Source organism: Pseudomonas sp. H11T01, from assembly GCF_048515765.1.
Classification (GTDB): domain Bacteria; phylum Pseudomonadota; class Gammaproteobacteria; order Pseudomonadales; family Pseudomonadaceae; genus Aquipseudomonas.
Genome location: NZ_JBLYED010000023.1, coordinates 16768 through 37153 on the forward strand (window position 1 = coordinate 16768; position 20386 = coordinate 37153).

At 58.9% G+C, this 20386-nt stretch carries 15 protein-coding genes; 6 read left to right on the plus strand and 9 right to left on the minus strand.

Going from position 1 to position 20386, the window contains the following annotated elements; all coding sequences use genetic code 11:
- Positions 1-71: 71 nt before the first annotated feature.
- The 4 genes from ACN1C3_RS25370 to ACN1C3_RS25385 form a co-directional block, all read right to left on the minus strand.
- Positions 72-302 (minus strand): DUF1653 domain-containing protein, encoded by a 231-nt coding sequence (locus ACN1C3_RS25370; protein ID WP_419118491.1) that lies wholly within the window; start codon positions 300-302, stop codon positions 72-74.
- Between the two features lie 87 nt (positions 303-389).
- Positions 390-1565, minus strand: coding sequence for an acetyl-CoA C-acyltransferase FadA (gene fadA, locus ACN1C3_RS25375; protein WP_419118492.1), 1176 nt, complete (start codon positions 1563-1565; stop codon positions 390-392).
- A 29-nt stretch (positions 1566-1594) separates the two neighbouring features.
- Entirely contained in the window at positions 1595-3742 is a 2148-nt protein-coding gene (gene fadB / locus ACN1C3_RS25380; RefSeq protein WP_419118493.1) for a fatty acid oxidation complex subunit alpha FadB, read from the minus strand.
- A gap of 561 nt (positions 3743-4303) precedes the next feature.
- Positions 4304-4741: a hypothetical protein gene (locus ACN1C3_RS25385; RefSeq protein WP_419118494.1), complete on the minus strand. Its 438-nt coding sequence runs from the start codon at positions 4739-4741 to the stop codon at positions 4304-4306.
- Between the two features lie 103 nt (positions 4742-4844).
- Between ACN1C3_RS25385 and ACN1C3_RS25390 the strand changes: the two genes are divergently transcribed.
- Positions 4845-5282, plus strand: a complete 438-nt coding sequence (locus tag ACN1C3_RS25390; RefSeq protein ID WP_419118495.1) for a universal stress protein — start codon at positions 4845-4847, stop codon at positions 5280-5282.
- Between the two features lie 182 nt (positions 5283-5464).
- On the opposite strand, the gene ACN1C3_RS25395 is transcribed toward ACN1C3_RS25390, so the two are convergent.
- The gene (locus ACN1C3_RS25395; RefSeq protein ID WP_419118496.1) at positions 5465-7381 is read right to left on the minus strand and encodes an ATP-binding cassette domain-containing protein; all 1917 of its coding nucleotides are present in this window, start codon (positions 7379-7381) and stop codon (positions 5465-5467) included.
- 212 nt (positions 7382-7593) lie between these two features.
- Here ACN1C3_RS25395 and ACN1C3_RS25400 point away from each other — a divergent pair, with 212 nt between their 5' ends.
- Complete coding sequence (locus tag ACN1C3_RS25400) at positions 7594-9522, plus strand: transglycosylase SLT domain-containing protein (protein WP_419118497.1); 1929 nt, start codon at positions 7594-7596, stop codon at positions 9520-9522.
- Between the two features lie 82 nt (positions 9523-9604).
- Here the strand turns inward: ACN1C3_RS25400 and ACN1C3_RS25405 are convergent, their stop codons facing one another.
- A complete protein-coding gene (locus tag ACN1C3_RS25405) occupies positions 9605-11377 on the minus strand; it encodes an ABC transporter transmembrane domain-containing protein (protein WP_419118498.1) in 1773 nt (590 codons plus the stop codon).
- A 267-nt stretch (positions 11378-11644) separates the two neighbouring features.
- Here ACN1C3_RS25405 and ACN1C3_RS25410 point away from each other — a divergent pair, with 267 nt between their 5' ends.
- Complete coding sequence (locus tag ACN1C3_RS25410) at positions 11645-11824, plus strand: PA1571 family protein (RefSeq protein WP_419118499.1); 180 nt, start codon at positions 11645-11647, stop codon at positions 11822-11824.
- A 206-nt stretch (positions 11825-12030) separates the two neighbouring features.
- Here ACN1C3_RS25410 and pdxB read toward each other — a convergent pair whose 3' ends face one another.
- Positions 12031-13179: a 4-phosphoerythronate dehydrogenase PdxB gene (gene pdxB / locus ACN1C3_RS25415; RefSeq protein ID WP_419118500.1), complete on the minus strand. Its 1149-nt coding sequence runs from the start codon at positions 13177-13179 to the stop codon at positions 12031-12033.
- Positions 13180-13607: 428 nt separating this feature from the next.
- On the opposite strand from pdxB, the gene ACN1C3_RS25420 reads away from it, so the two are divergent.
- The gene (locus ACN1C3_RS25420; protein WP_419118501.1) at positions 13608-15017 is read left to right on the plus strand and encodes an MATE family efflux transporter; all 1410 of its coding nucleotides are present in this window, start codon (positions 13608-13610) and stop codon (positions 15015-15017) included.
- Here ACN1C3_RS25420 and tusA read toward each other — a convergent pair.
- Both tusA and rlmM read right to left on the minus strand, forming a co-directional pair.
- Positions 15014-15253 carry a sulfurtransferase TusA gene (gene tusA, locus ACN1C3_RS25425; protein ID WP_419118550.1) on the minus strand — a complete coding sequence of 80 codons (240 nt, stop codon included), beginning with the start codon at positions 15251-15253 and terminating at the stop codon, positions 15014-15016. The genes ACN1C3_RS25420 and tusA overlap by 4 nt on opposite strands.
- A gap of 97 nt (positions 15254-15350) precedes the next feature.
- Positions 15351-16424 carry a 23S rRNA (cytidine(2498)-2'-O)-methyltransferase RlmM gene (rlmM, locus tag ACN1C3_RS25430; protein WP_419118502.1) on the minus strand — a complete coding sequence of 358 codons (1074 nt, stop codon included), beginning with the start codon at positions 16422-16424 and terminating at the stop codon, positions 15351-15353.
- 257 nt (positions 16425-16681) lie between these two features.
- On the opposite strand from rlmM, the gene acnA reads away from it, so the two are divergent.
- Positions 16682-19423, plus strand: coding sequence for an aconitate hydratase AcnA (gene acnA, locus ACN1C3_RS25435; RefSeq protein ID WP_419118503.1), 2742 nt, complete (start codon positions 16682-16684; stop codon positions 19421-19423).
- A gap of 127 nt (positions 19424-19550) precedes the next feature.
- Positions 19551-20339, plus strand: coding sequence for a lysostaphin resistance A-like protein (locus ACN1C3_RS25440; RefSeq protein ID WP_419118504.1), 789 nt, complete (start codon positions 19551-19553; stop codon positions 20337-20339).
- Positions 20340-20386 lie beyond the last annotated feature (47 nt).

The following is a 20386-nucleotide window of genomic DNA, read 5'->3' on the forward strand; positions in this document are numbered from 1 at the left end:
CGCGGCACCGCTATATATAGTGGCAACAAGGTGAGGTCAAGCGCAGGGTTCTGCGCGCACTCACCTTATGGCTACGGAAAAATGCTTGGTTCGGCTTGCACCAAAGCAAAGCGTGGCACCTGTTCGCCGTCAACTTCGACCGACTCCAGGAACATACTCAAGGGACGCACCCAAAAGCCGTAATCGCCATACAGCGCTTGGTAGAACACCACTTCTTCTTCGGTTTCGGAATGCCGCGCGACTGCAAAAACGCGATATTGCGGCCCCTTGTAATGCTCATAGAGCCCGGGTTGTAAATTCATGTTCTGGCCCTCCTGCACATAAAAAAAATAAATCTTCAGAAAAACAAAAACCGGGGCACAAGGCCCCGGCTTCCATCGACGAAACGCTTAAACGCGTTCGAAGACGGTGGCAATGCCCTGGCCGAGACCAATGCACATGGTGGACACACCGAAGGTGCCGCCATTTTGCTTCATCACATTGAGCAAGGTGCCGGAGATACGCGCACCGGAGCAACCGAATGGATGGCCCAGAGCAATCGCGCCGCCGTGCAGGTTAACCTTCTCGTTCATCTTGTCGAGCACTTTCAAATCTTTCAGCACCGGCAGAGCCTGTGCAGCGAAAGCTTCGTTGAGTTCGAAGAAGTCGATATCAGCAATACCCAGGCCCGCGCGCTTCAGTGCTTTTTGTGTTGCCGGTACTGGACCATAGCCCATGATCGCCGGGTCCACACCTGCCACTGCCATCGAGCGGATGACCGCCATTGGCTGGATGCCCAGGTCCTGAGCACGCTGCGCCGACATCACGATCATGCACGAAGCACCATCGGTGATCTGCGAGGAAGTACCCGCTGTTACGGTGCCGCCCTTAGGGTTGAACGCTGGCTTCAATGCCGCCAGGCTTTCCAGGGTAGTTTCCGGACGGATGGTTTCATCGTAATCGAACAGTTTCAGGAAACCGTTCTCGTCGTAGCCCTGCATCGGGATGATTTCGTCTTTGAACTTACCTTCCAGGGTCGCTTTGTGGGCGAGCTGGTGGGAGCGCACGCCAAAGGCATCCTGCGCTTCACGGGTAATGCCGTGCATTTTGCCGAGCATTTCCGCGGTCAGACCCATCATGCCCGAGGCTTTCGCCGCGTACAGAGACATGTGCGGGTTCGGATCGACACCGTGCATCATGCTCACGTGACCCATATGCTCGACGCCGCCCACCACGAAAACGTCACCGTTGCCGGTCATGATCGCTTGGGCTGCGGTGTGCAGTGCGCTCATCGACGAGCCACACAGACGGCTGACGGTCTGGCCGGCAGCGGTGTGCGGGATCTGCGTCATCAGGGACGCCATGCGGGCAATGTTCCAGCCCTGCTCCAGGGTCTGGTTGACGCAGCCCCAGATCACATCTTCGACTTCGGCTGGATCGACTTTGACGTTGCGTTCCAGCAGTTTGCTGATCAGGTGCGCCGACATGTCTTCAGCGCGGGTGTTGCGGTGCATGCCGCCCTTGGAGCGGCCCATCGGGGTGCGACCGAAGTCGACAATCACGACGTCTCTTGGATTCAAGCTCATAAATATTCTCGCTCTAGTCGTTTGGGCGCTTAACCGAAGAAGCTCTGGCCGTTTTGGGCCATTTCACGCAGCTTCGCGGTCGGGTGGTACAGGGCGCCCAAATCAGCGTACTGGTCAGCCAGGGCAACGAATTCTGCAACACCGATGGAATCGATGTAACGCAGCGCACCGCCACGGAATGGAGGGAAACCAATACCGTAGACCAGACCCATGTCGGCTTCGGCAGCGGTTTCGACGATGCCGTCTTCCAGGCAACGCACGGTTTCCAGGCACAGCGGGATCATCATCCAGTTGATGATGTCTTCGTCAGTCACTTCACGCTGCTCGAAAACGATAGGCTTGAGCACTTCCAGCACCGACGGGTCGGCGACTTTCTTCTGCTTGCCGCGCTTGTCGGTCTCGTAGGCGTAGAAGCCCTTGCCGTTCTTCTGCCCCAGGCGCTTGGCTTCGTAAAGCACGTCAACGGCCGAACGACGGTCGTCTTTCATGCGGTCCGGAAAGCCTTCAGCCATCACGTCACGACCGTGGTGGCCAGTGTCGATGCCGACCACGTCCATCAGGTACGCAGGACCCATCGGCCAGCCGAATTTCTCCATGATCTTGTCGATACGGACGAAGTCCACACCGGCGCTGACCAGCTTGGCGAAACCGCCGAAGTACGGGAACAGAACGCGGTTGACCAGGAAGCCCGGGCAGTCATTGACGACGATCGGGTTCTTGCCCATTTTCTTGGCATAGGCAACAGTAGTGGCAACCGCCAGCTCGCTGGACTTCTCGCCACGAATCACTTCCACCAACGGCATCATGTGCACCGGGTTGAAGAAGTGCATGCCGACGAAGTTTTCCGGACGCTTGAGGGCCTTGGCCAACAGGCTGATGGAAATAGTCGAGGTGTTCGACGCGAGGATGGTGTCCTCTTTGACCTTGTCTTCGACTTCAGCCAGAACAGCTTGCTTGACCTTAGGGTTCTCGACGACCGCTTCGACGACCAGGTCGACGTGGCCGAAATCACCGTAGGACAGGGTCGGACGAATGCCGTTAAGCACTTCAGCCATTTTCGCTGCGGTCATGCGACCTTTATCAACGCGACTCACCAGCAGCTTGGCGGCTTCCGCCAGACCTTGCTCGATACCGTGCTCGTTGATGTCCTTCATCAGGATCGGCGTGCCTTTGGAAGCCGACTGATAAGCGATACCACCGCCCATGATGCCAGCGCCGAGTACGGCAGCCTGCTTCACGTCTTTAGCGATTTCGTCGTAGGCCTTGGCCTTTTTCTTCAGCTCCTGATCGTTCAGGAACAGACCGATCAAGCTCTGCGCAGCAGAAGTCTTGGCCAGTTTCACGAAGCCGGCAGCTTCGATTTCCAGTGCCTTGTCGCGACCGAAGTTCGCGGCTTTCTGGATGGTCTTGATCGCTTCAACCGGCGCCGGGTAGTTCGGGCCCGCTTGACCGGCCACGAAACCTTTAGCGGTTTCGAACGACATCATTTGTTCGATCGCGTTGAGCTTGAGCTTTTCCAGCTTCGGCTGACGCTTGGCCTTGTGATCGAACTCGCCGGAAATGGCACACTTGAGCAGTTCCAGTGCCGCTTCTTGCAGCTTCTCTGGAACAACCACAGCGTCGACTGCGCCTACCTTCAGCGCGTCGTCGGCACGGTTTTCCTTACCTGCGGCGATCCATTCGATGGCGTTGTCGGCACCGATGATCCGTGGAAGACGCACCGTACCGCCGAAGCCTGGGTAGATGCCCAGTTTGACTTCCGGCAGGCCGATTTTGGCCGTAGTGGCCATGACGCGGTAGTCCGCTGCCAGGCACATTTCCAGACCGCCGCCCAAGGCGATGCCGTTGATCGCGGCTACGGTCGGAACATTCAGGTCTTCGAAATCGCTGAAAATTTTGTTGGCTTCGAGGTTGCCTGCAACAAGCTCTGCATCAGGCAGCTTGAAGTTCTCGACGAATTCGGTGATGTCGGCACCGACGATGAACACGTCCTTGCCACTGCTGACGATCACACCCTTGACCGAAGCATCTGCCTTGATGGTGTCTACGGCCTGACGCAGTTCGTTCAGGGTTAGACGGTTGAACTTGTTGACGGACTCACCCTTGAGGTCGAATTTCAATTCGACGATGCCACTTTCAAGAGCCTTAACCGTGATGGCTTTACCTTCGTAAATCATCAACTGATCTCCACGATATGGAAGCTGAACAGTACACGTCGGACGCTAACTTCTGGCTCGGCACTGACGTCTCCGTCGATGCTACGCCAATCCGCCAGGCACACCCGCCAACGCGATAGTCGGGATTCTGTAGGAGCGATCTGTAATACAAACGCTCAATTCATACGCCCGTTTGATTTGGGTACGCCACCTTCACGGAATTTCAGGCAATTGTCAATCGCCCAAAATACTGGTTGAAACGCGACTTTGCGGTCACTTCAGCGCCGGGAAGATCATCAACACGCCAACGCATGCCCAGTCATTCATAGGGTCAATAATTAGAAAAGTCGCCCTAACCCGCATTGCTCTTGGCTTTCTCGGGCTAAGCTTGCGAGGACCGCAAAAAAATATGAACACCTTGAGCGAATGCCAAGGGTAAGATCAGCGCCACGAAACATATGCCGTTGCGATTTACCGAATTACCGGCCTGCCTGGCCAACTCCAGCCCGATGATGATGTCGGGCTTTTTATTGCCTGCGATACCCGCCAATCACACAAATCCCCTACGACGGGGATCGTGTTTTAGGCCAGAGCTTTGAGCACTGCTGCAATCTCCTGCAAAACACTCGCGTCGCCCTTTTCGCCCCAATACAACGCGATCATTTGCTTATCTGCTTCGATCTTGAAGACGTTGGCTGGTAATTTGTTGAAATGCTCCAGCAACACCTCATCCTCACACACTTCCCGCCATTGATTGAGCCAAACGCCCGACGCTGTCTGCCAGTAGATCCAGCACGCTGCTTTAGCGCTGCGTCGTGGCCGATGGTATTGGGCGCAAGGGCTTGGCGGTTCTTGCTCCAGCCAGTGCGGCCACTCCTGAGGCGCCAGCTGCATGGCCAAGCCAATACGACGCGCTTCCATGCGCAGGGCCATCCGCCCGCTCTGATTGCGCGAAGGTCGCAACCAGGCCAAAGGGCTTAAAACCAGCGCAAGGATTGACACCACTATCCAGACCGTCATATGTGTACTCCCGATTCTTGAGGAGCGGATTGCGCCCCACTGAAACCAATCCGCTTGAAACCAGCCATACTTACCGTTATCGCAATCCTCCGGAGTGCCTTCCATGCCCTATGAACACATCCTGGTCGCTGTTGACCTCACTGAAGAATGCGACCCTGTCATCAAGCGCGCTCGTGAACTGTCCGTCAGCAATGGCGCCAAACTCTCACTGGTCCATATTGTCGAGCCTATGGCCATGGCTTTCGGCGGCGACGTCCCCATGGACCTTTCGCAATTGCAGCAACAACAGTTCGACCAGGCCAAAGAGCGGCTCGACCGGTTGATCCTGAAATACCCGGAGGCCACCAAAGCCAACTGTCACCTGACCTACGGCCAACCGCGCCAAGAGATCCATCATCTGGCCAAGGAACAGGAATGCGACCTGATCGTTGTCGGCAGCCACGGCCGACATGGCTTGGCGCTACTGCTCGGCTCCACCGCCAATGATGTGTTGCACGGCGCGCCTTGCGATGTGCTAGCGGTTCGACTGGTCAAGAGCTGATTCCGAAACCGCAGATATTTAATGTGGGAGCGAGATTGCTCGCGATTGCATCACCTCGGCATTACAGACCGACCGAGTTGCTTGCATCGCGAGCAAGCTCGCTCCCACAGATTTGGTTTTTGCAAAAAGCCCGGCGCTCACATCCGTGAGGCCGGGCTTTTTTTACGCTGCTAGCCGATCAATCAGGCATCCAGCTCGGCCCAACGCTCGACCAACACTTCGAGTTCAGCCTGCAATTGCTCCAATTGAGCGATTACCGCCGCTGTCTGCGTGGCAGGACGCTGATAGAAGCTCGCATCAGCCATTTCGACCTCAACAGCAGCAATCTTCTGCTCTTTCGCTTCAATATCGCCTGGCAAGGCTTCCAGTTCGCGCTGGAGCTTGTAGCTAAGCTTTTTCTTGGCTGCCGGAGCTTCCTGTGCGGGAGCGGCTGCAGCAGATGGCGTGACAACAGCGGAGTTCAGCTCGGCTTTGCCGGACTTGTTCTCGGTCACGCCCAACAGACGCGGCGAACCGCCCTGACGCAGCCAGTCCTGATAACCACCGACGTATTCACGAACCTTGCCTTCACCTTCGAAGACCAGGGTGCTGGTGACCACGTTGTCGAGGAATGCCCGGTCGTGGCTGACCATCAACACAGTGCCGTTGAAGGTCAGCAAGACCTCTTCCAGCAACTCGAGGGTTTCTACGTCGAGGTCGTTGGTCGGTTCGTCGAGTACCAGCAGGTTCGCTGGTTTGCTGAACAGTTTGGCCAGCAACAGGCGAGCACGCTCACCACCGGACAGCGCCTTGACCGGCGTGCGGGCACGCTGCGGGCTGAACAGGAAGTCGCCGAGGTAGCTCAGCACGTGACGGCTCTGACCATCGATATCGATGAAGTCGCGACCTTCGGCCACGTTGTCGATCACGGTCTTTTCCAAATCCAACTGATGGCGCAATTGGTCGAAGTAGGCCACGTCGATGCGTGTCCCCTCTTCCACTGTGCCGCTGGTTGGCTGCAAACCGTTGAGCATCAGCTTCAACAGCGTGGTCTTGCCTGTACCGTTGGCGCCCAGCAGACCGATACGGTCGCCACGCTGAAGGACCATGGAGAAGTCCTTGATCAGGAACGGGCCGCCCGGGTGAGCAAAGCTCACGTTCTCGAGAACCATCACCTGTTTGCCGGACTTGTCGGCGGTATCCAGCTGAATATTGGCTTTGCCGGTGCGCTCACGGCGCTCGCTACGTTCTACACGCAGGGCTTTCAACGCGCGGACGCGGCCTTCGTTACGGGTGCGGCGGGCCTTGATGCCCTGACGAATCCATACTTCTTCCTGGGCCAGGCGCTTGTCGAACAAGTTGTTGGCGGTCTCTTCGGCGGCCAGGGTGGCCTCCTTGTGGACCAGGAAGCTGGCGTAATCGCCGTTCCAGTCGATCAGGCCGCCACGGTCCAGTTCGAGAATCCGGGTCGCCAGGTTTTGCAGGAAAGAACGGTCGTGCGTGATGAACAGTACGGCGCCCTGGAAATCCTTCAGAGCCTCTTCGAGCCAGGCAATTGCACCGATGTCCAGATGGTTGGTCGGTTCGTCGAGCAGCAGCAGATCCGGTTCGGACACCAGTGCCTGAGCCAGCAGGACGCGACGACGCCAGCCGCCGGACAATTCGGCGAGGGTCTTGTCGGCCGGCAGTTGCAGACGGCTCAAGGTGCTGTCTACCAATTGCTGCAAGCGCCAGCCGTCACGGGCTTCGAGGTCATGCTGGACGTGCATCAGCTTGTCCAGATCAGCGTCGGTGACGATGTTCTGGCTCAGGTGGTGATACTGCGCGAGCAGCTCGCCGACGCCGTCCAGGCCCTCGGCCACCACGTCGAACACGGTCCGCTCGTCGGCCAGAGGCAATTCTTGCGGTAATTCGCCGATTTTGAGCCCTGGCGCGCGCCAGACGGAGCCCTCATCGGGCTTCTGGTCACCTTTGACCAGCTTCATCATGCTGGATTTGCCAGTGCCGTTGCGGCCGATGATGCACACCCGCTCACCACGGGCGATCTGCCAGGACACCTTGTCCAACAACGGCATAGCGCCGAAAGCAAGGGACACATCGCTGAATTTGAGCAGGGTCATGAGCTTCTCCAAAAACCGGGCGCGTATTCTACCTGACTTGAGACCTTAGGCGGCCGGCAATTTCACCTTCACAGCACCCCGAACAACATTTATCCAGAACTTGTACCGACAGGCCGGCAAAGCTTTCGCCGGCTACTGGCAAAAGGCTAAGCTACGGATAATCAGTGTTGGCACCGCCGACACTTGTCACGATTTCTCTGCCCGGACGTCTCATGCGCAGCCGCATTTTCTGCTTTTTATCTTGTTTGCTTCTCTCTGCCACTGCCGTTCAATCCGTCCAGGCTGCAGACTTGTCTCAACAACGCCAGTATTACGATGAAGCCAAGCGTGCCTTGGCCAAGGGTGATTCCGGCCCGTACTTCCGTTACAGCCAGGCGCTCAGCGATTACCCGCTGGAGCCGTACCTGGCCTACGACGAGCTGACCGCTCGACTGAAAACCGCCAGCAACGCCGAGATCGAGAAATTCCTCGCCGAACATGGTGACCTGCCGCAAGCCAACTGGATGAAACTGCGCTGGTTGCGCTGGCTGGCTGAGCGTGGCGACTGGCAACCTTTCGTCAAATACTACGACCCCAAGCTCAACTTCACCGAACTGGACTGTTTGTTCGGCCAATATCAGCTGGGCCACAACTTCAAGGCTGAAGGCTATGCCAACGCTGAAAAGCTCTGGCTGACCGGCAAATCCCAACCCGAGGCCTGCGATGCGCTGTTCGGCCAGTGGGCCGCCGAAGGTCAATTGACCGAGCAAAAACGCTGGCAGCGCGCGAAGCTGGCCGCCGACGCCCGCAACTACCCGCTGGCCAACAGCCTGGTACAAGGCCTGACCACCCTCGCCCCGCAAGGCAGGTGGCTGGTCGAGGTTGCCCAGAAACCGGAGCTGCTCAACCAACCGTCACGCTTTACGCCAGTCAATGAAGCCATGTCCGACGTAGTCGGTCTGGGTCTGCGCCGCCTGGCTCGTCAGGATCCGGACAGAGCCATGGACCTGCTCGACGGCTATGCCAACAGCATGCACTTCTCCCGTGACGAAAAAGTGGCAATCGCTCGGGAAATCGGTCTGACTCTGGCCCGCCGATTCGACAGCCGCGCCCTCGACGTGATGACCAAATACGATCCGGAGTTGCGTGACAACACCGTTTCCGAATGGCGCCTGCGCCTGCTGCTGCGCCTGGCGCGCTGGGACGATGCCTATCAGTTGACCCGCAGACTGCCGCAGGATCTGGCCACCACCAACCGCTGGCGTTACTGGCAGGCCCGCAGCCTGGAGTTGGCCCAACCGCAGAATCCGCAAGCGCTGGTGCTTTATAAAAGCCTCGCCCATGAGCGTGACTTCTATGGCTTCCTCGCTGCCGACCGCGCGCAGTCGCCGTATTCGCTGATCAACAAGCCCCTGGTGCTCAGCCAGGCGACTATCAACAAGGTTCGCAATACCCCCGGCGTGCGCCGCGCCCTGGAGCTCCACGCTCGCGGGCAGATCGTCGAAGGTCGCCGCGAGTGGTACCACGTGAGTCGCCACTTCAGCCGCGACGAAATGGTTGCTCAGGCCAAATTGGCCTACGACCTGAAATGGTACTTCCCGGCGATCCGCACTATTAGTCAGGCGCAGTATTGGGATGATCTGGACATACGCTTCCCGATGGCTCACCGCGAAACCCTGGTGCGCGAAGCCAAGATCCGCGGCCTGCATTCGAGCTGGGTGTTTGCCATCACCCGCCAGGAAAGCGCCTTCATGGACGACGCCCGCTCCGGTGTCGGTGCCAGCGGTTTGATGCAGCTGATGCCCGTCACCGCCAGGGAAACCGCGCGCAAATTCAGCATCCCTCTGTCCTCGCCGCAGCAAGTGCTGGACCCGGACAAGAACATCCAGCTCGGTGCCGCCTACTTGAGCCAGGTCCACAGCCAGTTCAACGGCAACCGCGTACTCGCCTCCGCCGCCTACAACGCCGGCCCCGGCCGCGTGCGGCAATGGCTCAGAGGCGCCGACCACCTAAGCTTCGACGTCTGGGTTGAAAGCATTCCCTTCGACGAAACCCGCCAGTACGTGCAGAACGTGTTGTCTTATTCAGTGATCTACGGCCAGAAACTCAACTCGCCGCAACCACTGGTGGACTGGCATGAGCGGTATTTTGATGATCAATAGCAGGTGAAGCAGCTGCAAGCTGCGATCTTTTTGGCGTGAAATCGGAAAATCAAAAGATCGCAGCCTGCGGCAGCTCCTACGGTCAGACATCGAGTTCAGGCTTGCCATCATTAAACTGCAACGCCGCCAATCGCGCATACAACGCATTGCTGGCAATCAGTTCTTGATGGGTGCCGATCGCTACCAGTTTTCCTTGATCCATCACGGCAATGCGATCAGCGTTTTTGACCGTGGCCAGGCGGTGGGCGATGACCAGGGTGGTGCGGTTTTTCATCAAGCTTGGCAGGGCTTGCTGGATCAGGTGTTCGCTTTGGGCGTCGAGGGCGCTGGTGGCTTCGTCCAGCAGCAGGATCGGCGCGTCGACCAGCAGCGCTCGGGCAATCGCCAGGCGCTGGCGCTGACCGCCGGAGAGACCGAGGCCCGCATCACCGAGGTGGGTCTGGTAGCCGTGGGGCATTTTCTCGATGAAGTCGTGAGCGTAGGCAATTTTTGCCGCTTCTTGTACCTGGGCCAGGGTCGCCGATGGGTTGCCGTAGCGGATGTTCTCTTCGATGCTGCCAAAAAACAGCGCGGGGCTTTGCGAAACCAGCGCGAAGCAGCGGCGCAGGTCCATGGGATCGAGTTGGGTCAGCCGGTGCCCATCCAGCAGGATGCAGCCCTGCGCCGGGTCGTAGAAACGCAGCAGCAGATCGTACACGGTTGATTTGCCAGCGCCCGAAGGCCCGACCAGCGCCAGGGTTTCGCCGGCTTTGATGGTCAGATTGAGTCCGTCAATGGCATAGCTTTCCGGCCGCGACGGATAGGAGAAACGCAGGTCCTGCAAAACCAGATGACCTTCGACACGCGCCGGCAATTTAACCCGCCCGGTGACCGGCGCCTGGATGATGTTTTCCGAGCGCAATAATTCAGCAACTCGTTCGGCCGCACCCGCCGCCCGCTGCAACTCGCCGATCACTTCGCTCAAGGTGCCAAAGGCGCCGCCGACGACCAGGCTGTAGAAGACAAAGGCCGCCAGTTCACCACTGGAAATGCGCCCGGCAATCACGTCCATGCCACCGACCCAGAGCATGACCCCAACGGCACCGAGCACCAGCACGATCACCAGGGTGATCAACCAGGCCCGCTGCATGATGCGTTTACGCGCCGTGTCGAACGCCTCTTCAACGGTCACCGCGAAGCGTTGCTCGTCCTGCAGTTGGTGGTTATAGGCCTGCACGGTCTTGATCTGTCCAAGGGTTTCGGACACGTAACTACCCACATCGGCGATACGGTCCTGGCTCAAGCGCGACAGGCTACGCACCCGGCGCCCGAAGATCAGGATTGGCGCCAACACCAGCGGCAAGGCAACCACCACGATGCTGGTGAGTTTGGGGTTGGTGATAAACAGCAGCACGATGCCGCCAATGACCATCAAGGCATTGCGCAGAAACAGCGACAATGAGGAGCCGATCACCGATTGCAGCAGCGTGGTGTCGGCGGTCAACCGCGACTGGATTTCCGAGCTGCGGTTGTCTTCATAAAAGCCCGGATGCAGGTAGATCAAATGATTGAACACCTGCCGACGAATATCCGCCACGCAACGCTCGCCAATCCATGACACCAGATAGAAACGCACAAAAGTGCCCACCGCCAGCCCTAACACCAGCAACAGAAACAAACCGATGGACTGGTTGAGCAGCTGCGGCGACCGGGTCATGAAGCCTTGATCCACCATGAGGCGAATGCCCTGCCCCATGGACAAGGTGATGCCGGCGGTGACGATCAGGGCCAATAAAGCGCCAAACGCCTGCCAGCGGTACGGCGCAATGAAATGAGTGGCCAGGCGGATCGCACGGCGGTGACGAGAAGAAAGCATGAAGATCATCCGATAGCACAACCTGAAGGGATAAACGCAGCCAAGCCTACACCGACCGATTCGTCGGACGCTGTAAATCATAATGAGTCAGGTTAAATATGAACTCTGACACTAGAGCCTAGATGTTATTGATCTAATGTCTGGCTGGAAGTTGAAGGGTATTTCTGGTGGACTGACGATGCCGTTTGGCGATCCTGTAGGGAGTTGTCACAGCTTGGTCACCTGACGGTTCTAGAATAGGTACACAACCTGATGAGGAGACAGGCCATGTCCTTGCAAAACAGCCGCGAAGACAAAATTCAAGTGATCCGCACCCAGCCGGACCAGTCTCTGGGTTGCTCGATTATCGACGCTGATGGGCGCGAAGTACCGATCACTGAAGACATGATTCAGAGAGCTTGCCGCGCACTGGAACAACGATTGGTCAAGCCTGCCAAGCAAGACTGATACATAGCCTCACGTCCTCTTGACCCGGCCTTTGAGACCGGGTTTTTTATGGCTGCTTTTTAGGGTCGCTGCGCGACCCATCGCGAGCAATCGAGCGTCGACCGGCTGCCCCCACACTTGACCGCATCAGACGCACATTTTGTGTGCACCGCGAATCTAATGTGGGAAGGGCCGGGCGACGTTCGCTTGCTCGCGATGAAGCCAACTCAGTTTTGAGTAGACACCGCCCCAAGCGCCGCGACGATTTGCTGCAATGCAGGCGATTCGCCCTTGATCCTCACCGTCAGCCCATCAATCTCCCGCCGCAGCGGATAATGTTTGCGTAGGGCATCGAACGCGGTGCGCTGCTCTTCAATACTGCCCACCAGGCTGCGACGGAAATCCGCATCGTCACGGCGCGGGTCGTAGACACCGCGGCACACCATGGCCAGCGCCCAGGCCGGATCGCTATCGGCGCTGAGACTGACGTCAGCCAGCCACGGCGCGGGCAACAAATCATCGAGACTGACCTGAGGTGCCTGCCCCTGGTAGTCGCAAAACGCTTGATAGATCTGCGCCGTGCCGCGTTGTTTGCCATCGAGGCTGTAACCCGCGATATGCGGGGTAGCAATCACGCACAGATCGGCCAGGGCGACGTCGACCTGCGGCTCGCCTTCCCAAACGTCCAGCACCGCTTGCAGGTCCTCACGCTGTAGCAATACTTCGCGCAAAGCAACGTTATCCACCACCGGGCCACGGCTGGCATTGATCAGCCAGGTGCCGGATTTGAGTTGCTTCAAACGTGTTTGATCGAACAGGTGCCAGGTTGGCAGATCGCCGTTTTTGCTAAGCGGGGTATGCAGACTGACGACATCGCACTGCTCGATGATCTGTTCCAGGCTGACGAAATCCGCGCCTTCAGCGGCTTGCCGTGGCGGATCGCACACCAGCACGTTCCAGCCCAGACCCCGCAGCACGTTGATCAACCGCCCCCCCACTTCACCGGCACCGACCACACCATAGGTGCGCTGGCTCAGGTCAGCGCCTTCGATTTCTGCCAGGGTCAGGAGGCTGCCGAGTACATAGTCAACCACACCGCGGGCGTTGCAGCCCGGAGCGCTGGACCAGGTGATGCCAGCCTGCTGAAAGTAATCGAGATCCAGATGATCAGTGCCAATGGTGCAGGTGCCGACAAAGCGCACATTACTGCCTTCAAGCAGCGCGCGGTCGACGTTGGTCACCGAGCGCACCAGCAACACATCGGCCTGCTCGATGGCGGCGCGGTCGATGGAGCGCCCCGGCAAGCGCCGGATTTCGCCGAAGCCCCCAAAGAAGGCATCGAGCAGCGGAATATTTTCGTCGGCAACAATCAGCATGGCAGGCTCCTTTCGCGGAGCCGCAGTGTAGGCGTAGTTGAGGGTGGGGAGCCAGCAGGCTTTGGAAGTCACCGCCTACCTGTGGCGAGTGGGTTTTCCCAAATGCCGAGTTCAATTGATGAAATTTCCAAAGCTTCACAGATCAAGTGTGGGAGCGGGCTTGCTCGCGATGGTAGCGACACGGTACATCCGGAGAACCGCGCTGCCTGCATCGCGAGCAAGCCCGCTCCCACATTAGATCGTCCTTATATCAAGACCGAGGACGCTTCACTTACCGGCATTAGGGCATGCCCCTTCCCCACAGGACCATGCCCGACCAGAACGTCCGATTAACGCTTACAAATCCCCAACACAGGAATTTTCCTGACCATTGCGTCAAGGCGTAGAATGCGCCGCTTTGCGCATCAACACCTTTGGACGCTTCGCTTGTGAATTCCGTGACTGACAGCCCTGCCGCTATTTCCCTCAACCGCCCTGCCCGGGTTCGTCTCGAACTGCGTAACCTGCTGGGCCTGGCCTTGCCGATCATGATCGCGCAGCTGGCGACCACGGCCATGGGCTTCGTCGATGCGGTCATGGCGGGCCGTGTCGGGCCGCGGGATCTGGCGGCGGTGGCGCTGGGTAACTCGATCTGGGTGCCAGTGTTCCTGCTGATGACCGGCACGCTGCTGGCGACCACCCCGAAAGTCGCGCAGCGCTTCGGTGCCGGCTCTCACGGCGAGATCGGCCCGATTGTGCGGCAGGCGTTATGGCTGGCCTTGGTGGTGGGGTTGATGGCGACGCTGATCCTGTTCAGTGCCGAGCCGATTCTGCATGTCATGAAGGTCGATCCCGAACTGATCGGCCCATGCATGGAATACCTGCGCGGCATCGCCACCGGATTGCCAGCGGTCGCGCTCTACCATGTGCTGCGCTGCTTCAGCGATGGCCTTGGCCGTACCCGCCCGAGCATGGTACTGGGCCTCTGTGGGCTGGCGCTGAATATTCCGCTCAACTACATCTTCATCTACGGCCACTTCGGCGTCCCTGCGATGGGCGGTGTCGGTTGCGGCTGGGCCACGGCGATTGTGATGTGGGTGATGATGCTCGGCATGGCGGGCTGGACCCGCTGGGCACCGGCGTATCAGTCGAGTCAGTTGTTCAGTCGTTTCGATTTGCCGCAGTGGGCCGTGATCAAACGCCTGCTGAGCATCGGCCTGCCAATCGGCATCGCAGTGTTCGCCGAGTCGAGTATTTTCGCGGTGATCGCCCTGCTGATCGGCAGCCTCGGCGCCACCGTGGTCGCCGGACACCAGATCGCCCTGAACTTCAGCTCGCTGGTGTTCATGATCCCCTACTCCCTGGGGATGGCCGTGACCGTGCGCGTCGGCCAGGCGCTGGGGCGTGATGAGCCCCGTGAAGCGCGCTTTGCCGCGGGTGTCGGCATGGGCACTGCACTGGCCTACGCCTGTATCTCCGCCAGCATGATGCTGTTGCTGCGCGAGCACATCGCGACGATCTACACCGCCGACCCGAGGGTGATTCAGGTCGCGTCGATGCTGATCATCTACTCGGCGTTGTTCCAGTTTTCGGATGCGATTCAGGTGACTGCGGCCGGCGCCTTGCGCGGTTATCAGGACACGCGGGTGACGATGATCCTGACGCTGTTCGCCTACTGGGGGATTGGCTTGCCGGTGGGTTACGCCCTCGGCCTGACCGACTGGCTCGGTACCGCCAGCGGCCCGAGCGGGCTGTGGCAAGGCTTGATCGTGGGCCTGAGTTGCGCAGCGCTGATGCTGTCGATCCGCCTGACACGCAGTGCGCGCAAGCGGATCCGGATTAGCCGTTCGGCGGGCTAATCGAGCTTCTTGCGAATCCAGTACAGGTAGGTGCCCGCCTCTTCCCGCTGCTCGACCAGTTCGTGGTCGAGAAACACGCAGAACTTGGGAATGTCGCGACGGGTCGACGGATCGGTGGCGATCACCTTGAGCAGGCCGCCAGGCTGCAGGTCACGGATGTGCTGGTGCAGCATCATCACCGGCTCCGGGCAGTTGAGGCCAGTGGCGTCGAGGATCGCGTCGACGGGCGTATCGATGGTTTGACTCATACTTCACTCCTGAAACTGGCCGGCATTGTCGCGCAAAGCCGGGCTTAACGTCATCTGTGGCGTACACCGCACCTGTGGGTGTGTATCAGCGGGACTTGGGCTTCTTCACATCCAGCCGACGCAAATGGCAGGTCACTTCTTCGCGGTCGTGGTACAGCTGTTTGCAGCCGATGGCGACGCGAATGCCGCGCTCCTTGAAGCCATCTTCGATGCGTTCGAGCAAGCGCTTCACTTCCGCATAGCGCTGTTTCATCGGCAACTTCAGGTTGACCACCGCTTCGCGGCAATGCCCCTCGCCAATCCAGGTTTCCAGCAGCGCGGCGTTACGCGCGGGTTTTTCGACGATATCACAGACCATCCAGTCCACCGGCTGCTTGGGTTTGAAGGTGAAACCGTCAGCCATCAGGTGCTGAACCAGCCCGGTGTCCATCAAGCTCTCAGCCATCGGGCCGTTGTCGATGGCGGTCACCAGCATCCCGCGATTGACCAGTTGCCAGGTCCAGCCACCCGGTGCAGCCCCGAGATCGACGCCGGTCATGTCGCTGTGCAGGCGTTCGTCCCACTCATCGCGGGGGATGAAGTGATGCCAGGCCTCTTCCAGCTTCAGTGTCGACCGGCTGGGTGCCTCGCGGGGAAACTTCAAGCGCGGAATACCCATCGGCCACATTGCCGAGTTGTTGGACTCCGCCAGACCGAGAAACACCTCGCGACCGCTTTTAAAGGTCAGCAGCAAGCGTGGCTTGCTGGCATCGTCCACCAACTTACCGGCGTTGGTCAGCGCCTTGCGCAACGGGCCTTCGAACTTCTTGCAGAAATTCGACAGTTCTTTGCCATCGTTGGTATCGACCACTTCCAGCCACAGGCTGCCGCAAGTCGGGAATGTCGCCATCTGAGCAAGGATGACACTGATGCGATCGGTTTCCGGCAAATCGATAAACATGCCGCGAGCCCATTGCCGCGGGAAGATCAGCTCGGCGAAACGTTGACCACGCATCAGCCGTTCGGCGCCATCGTCTTCGGTGCAGACGAATTCGGCGCAGGCGCTGCTAGTCTTGGCCTTGGCATAACCGGCTACATTCAGACGCGCGGCATGTTCGGATATCTCGGAACAGACTTCGCCTTCGAAGCCCGGCCGGCAATGCATAAAGAGGGTGTTCATTAATACTCCTGGGCAGTTGGCGAAGAATTCAGCCACTGCACGCGATGCCCAGACTTGCTCTAAAGCAAAGCCTGTCACGAAAACCGGCGCATGATAGCCGAGTTCGCAACCCTGGACTTGCCCATAGAGTCCAGTGGGGGCACGGCATCAATTATTTCCAGGATCGCGCCCTCGCCAGATGCCCCAATCAGAGCTAGGTTAATGGCTCTGCCCGTCCCGTCAGGTCCGTAGCCGTGCGGACTAAAAGGAGTCATTCAATGCCGTCCCTCGATAGCCTGAAAACCCTTAAAACCTTAAAGGTCGACGACAAGACCTATCACTACTTCAGTCTCCCCGAGGCCGCCAAATCACTCGGCGACCTCGACCAGCTGCCGATGTCGCTGAAAGTCCTGCTGGAAAACCTGCTGCGCTGGGAAGACGAAAAGACCGTCACCGGTGCCGACCTCAAGGCCCTCGCGGCCTGGCTCAAGGAGCGCCGCTCCGACCGGGAAATCCAGTACCGTCCGGCGCGAGTGTTGATGCAGGACTTCACCGGCGTACCCGCAGTGGTCGACCTGGCCGCCATGCGCGCGGCCATGGCCAAGGCCGGCGGCGATCCGCAACGTATCAACCCGCTGTCACCGGTGGACCTGGTGATCGACCATTCGGTGATGGTCGACAAATTCGCAACCAGCGCAGCCTTCGGACAAAACGTCGACATCGAAATGCAGCGCAATGGCGAACGCTATGCCTTCCTGCGTTGGGGCCAGAGCGCCTTCGACAACTTCAGCGTAGTGCCTCCGGGCACTGGCATCTGTCACCAGGTCAACCTTGAATACCTCGGCCGCACCGTCTGGACCAAGGATGAAGACGGCCGCACCTATGCCTTCCCGGATACGCTGGTCGGTACCGATTCCCACACCACCATGATCAACGGTCTCGGTGTCCTCGGTTGGGGCGTTGGCGGTATTGAAGCGGAAGCGGCCATGCTCGGCCAACCGGTGTCGATGCTGATTCCGGAAGTCATCGGCTTCAAGCTGACCGGCAAGCTCAAGGAAGGCATCACTGCCACCGACCTGGTACTGACCGTCACCCAGATGCTGCGCAAAAAAGGCGTGGTCGGAAAATTCGTCGAATTCTATGGCGACGGCCTCGCCGACTTACCGTTGGCGGACCGCGCAACCATTGCCAACATGGCCCCGGAATACGGCGCTACCTGCGGATTTTTTCCGGTGGATGACGTCACCCTGGACTACCTGCGCTTGTCCGGTCGGTCGATTGACACGGTAAAACTGGTCGAGGCCTACAGCAAGGCTCAAGGCCTGTGGCGCTTGCCCGGCAAAGAGCCGGTATTCACCGATAGCCTGGCGCTGGACATGGGTAGCGTCGAAGCCAGTCTGGCCGGACCGAAACGCCCCCAAGACCGGGTATCGCTGCCGCACGTCGGCCAAGCGTTTACCGACTTTCTCGGCCTGCAGTTCAAACCTACCAGCAAAGAAGAAGGTCGCCTGGAAAGCGAAGGCGGCGGCGGTGTCGCGGTGGGTAGCGCTGATCTTGTCGGCGAAGCGGACTACAGCTTCGAAGGCCAGACCTATCGCTTGAAAAACGGTGCAGTGGTAATCGCCGCGATCACGTCCTGCACCAACACCTCCAACCCCAGCGTGATGATGGCGGCCGGGCTGGTGGCGAAAAAAGCCATAGAGAAAGGCCTCAAACGCAAACCCTGGGTCAAGAGTTCACTGGCACCCGGCTCGAAAGTGGTCACCGACTACTATAAGGCCGCAGGCTTGACCCAATACCTCGATGAACTGGGTTTTGCCTTGGTCGGTTACGGCTGCACGACCTGCATCGGTAACTCCGGACCGCTGGCGGAGCCGATCGAAAAAGCCATTCAACAGTCGGACTTGACCGTCGCCTCGGTATTGTCCGGCAACCGCAACTTCGAGGGTCGCGTGCATCCGCTGGTGAAAACCAACTGGCTGGCCTCGCCACCGCTGGTGGTGGCCTACGCCCTGGCCGGAACCGTGCGGATCGACATCAGCAGCGAGCCGCTGGGTGAAGGCAAGGATGGCCAACCGGTGTACCTGCGGGACATCTGGCCCAGTGCTAAGGAAATCGCCGACGCGGTGGCCCAGGTCAGTACCAAAATGTTCCACAAGGAATACGCCGAAGTGTTTGCCGGTGACGCACAGTGGCAAGCCATCGAAGTCCCGCAAGCGGCGACCTATGTCTGGCAGAAAGACTCCACCTATATCCAGCATCCACCGTTCTTCGATGACATCGCCGGCCCCTTGCCGGTGATCGCCGACGTCAAGGGCGCCAGAGTGCTGGCGCTGCTTGGCGATTCGGTGACCACTGACCACATCTCCCCTGCCGGCAACATCAAGACCGACAGTCCGGCCGGGAGCTACCTGCGTGGACTGGGTGTGGAGCCGCGCGACTTCAACTCCTACGGCTCGCGCCGCGGCAATCATGAAGTGATGATGCGCGGCACCTTCGCCAACATCCGTATCCGCAACGAAATGCTCGGCGGCGAAGAAGGCGGCAACACGATCTACATCCCCTCCGGCGAAAAACTGCCGATCTACGATGCGGCCATGCGTTATCAGGCTGCGGGTACGCCGCTGGTAGTGATCGCAGGCCAGGAATACGGCACCGGCTCGAGCCGCGACTGGGCGGCCAAGGGCACCAACCTGTTGGGCGTCAAAGCAGTGATCGCCGAGAGCTTCGAGCGTATTCACCGCTCCAACCTGGTGGGCATGGGCGTGCTGCCGTTGCAGTTCAAACTTGATCAGAACCGCAAGAGCCTGAAACTGAGCGGCAAGGAAACCCTGGATATTCAGGGACTGACCGGCGTCGAACTGCAACCGCGCATGAACCTCACACTGGTGATTACCCGTGAAGACGGCAGCAGCGAGAAGATCGAAGTGCTGTGCCGGATCGACACCTTGAATGAAGTCGAGTACTTCAAGTCGGGGGGGATTCTGCATTACGTATTGCGGCAATTGATCGCTTCTTAAATCCACCTGACCTAAAACACCGCCCTCTCAGGCGGTGTTTTAGTTTGGCTGGTGGGTTGGTTCCTTTGCTTATAATTGCGCGCCGCTTCAATTTTTCAGGTAAGACTCCCGCCCCAAAGGACTTCACATGATCGCTTTGCCATGGCTCTATCTGGCACTCCTCTCCATCGGCTACAGCCTCGCACTATTCGCCGGCCAACTGGACGCAACAGCCCTGATCGCCATTGCCCTACTGCTGCTCGCAGGCGTAGCCGTGCGCCAGCAAAAGAGCCGTTATGGCCGCTATCTCGGCCACAGTTTGTTCGTGGTACTGGCCCTCGCGCTGGCCCTGCATTGGCTACCGGGTTTCTATAACGGCAGCGTCATTGGCCCCGAAGTTTTTACCGATGATGCGGTGCCGTACTCGATGTACCTCAATCTGGACAAACCACTGATTGGCTTCTGGCTGTTGCTGGTGTGCCCCTGGATTGTCGGTCGACGCTCCTTGCGTCTTTCGCTGTACGCGACCGCCCTGGCCTTGACCCTGAGTGCACTGGCCGCCCTCGGTGGCGCGGTGTTGCTGGGCATCATTCACTGGGAACCGAAGTGGCCAAGTCAAGGCTGGCTTTGGGTCCTGAACAACCTGCTGCTGGTGACCCTGGTCGAGGAAGCTTTGTTCCGTGGCTATATTCAGGGCGGTTTGAGCCAGCGCTTCAAACAACTGCCCTACTGCGAAAATCTTGCCCTGATATGCGCGGCGCTACTCTTCGGCCTGGCGCATCTTGGCGCTGGCTGGCAATGGGTGCTGCTGGCGAGTATTGCCGGGGTCGGCTACGGTCTGGCCTACCGTTTTGGCGGACTAAGTGCAGCAATCGCCACGCACTTTGGTTTGAATCTGCTGCACTTCGGGTTGTTTACCTATCCGATGCTCGCGTAATGCTTTTTGCAGGAGCAAAAAAAAACTTAATAAACCCCCGCCATGGC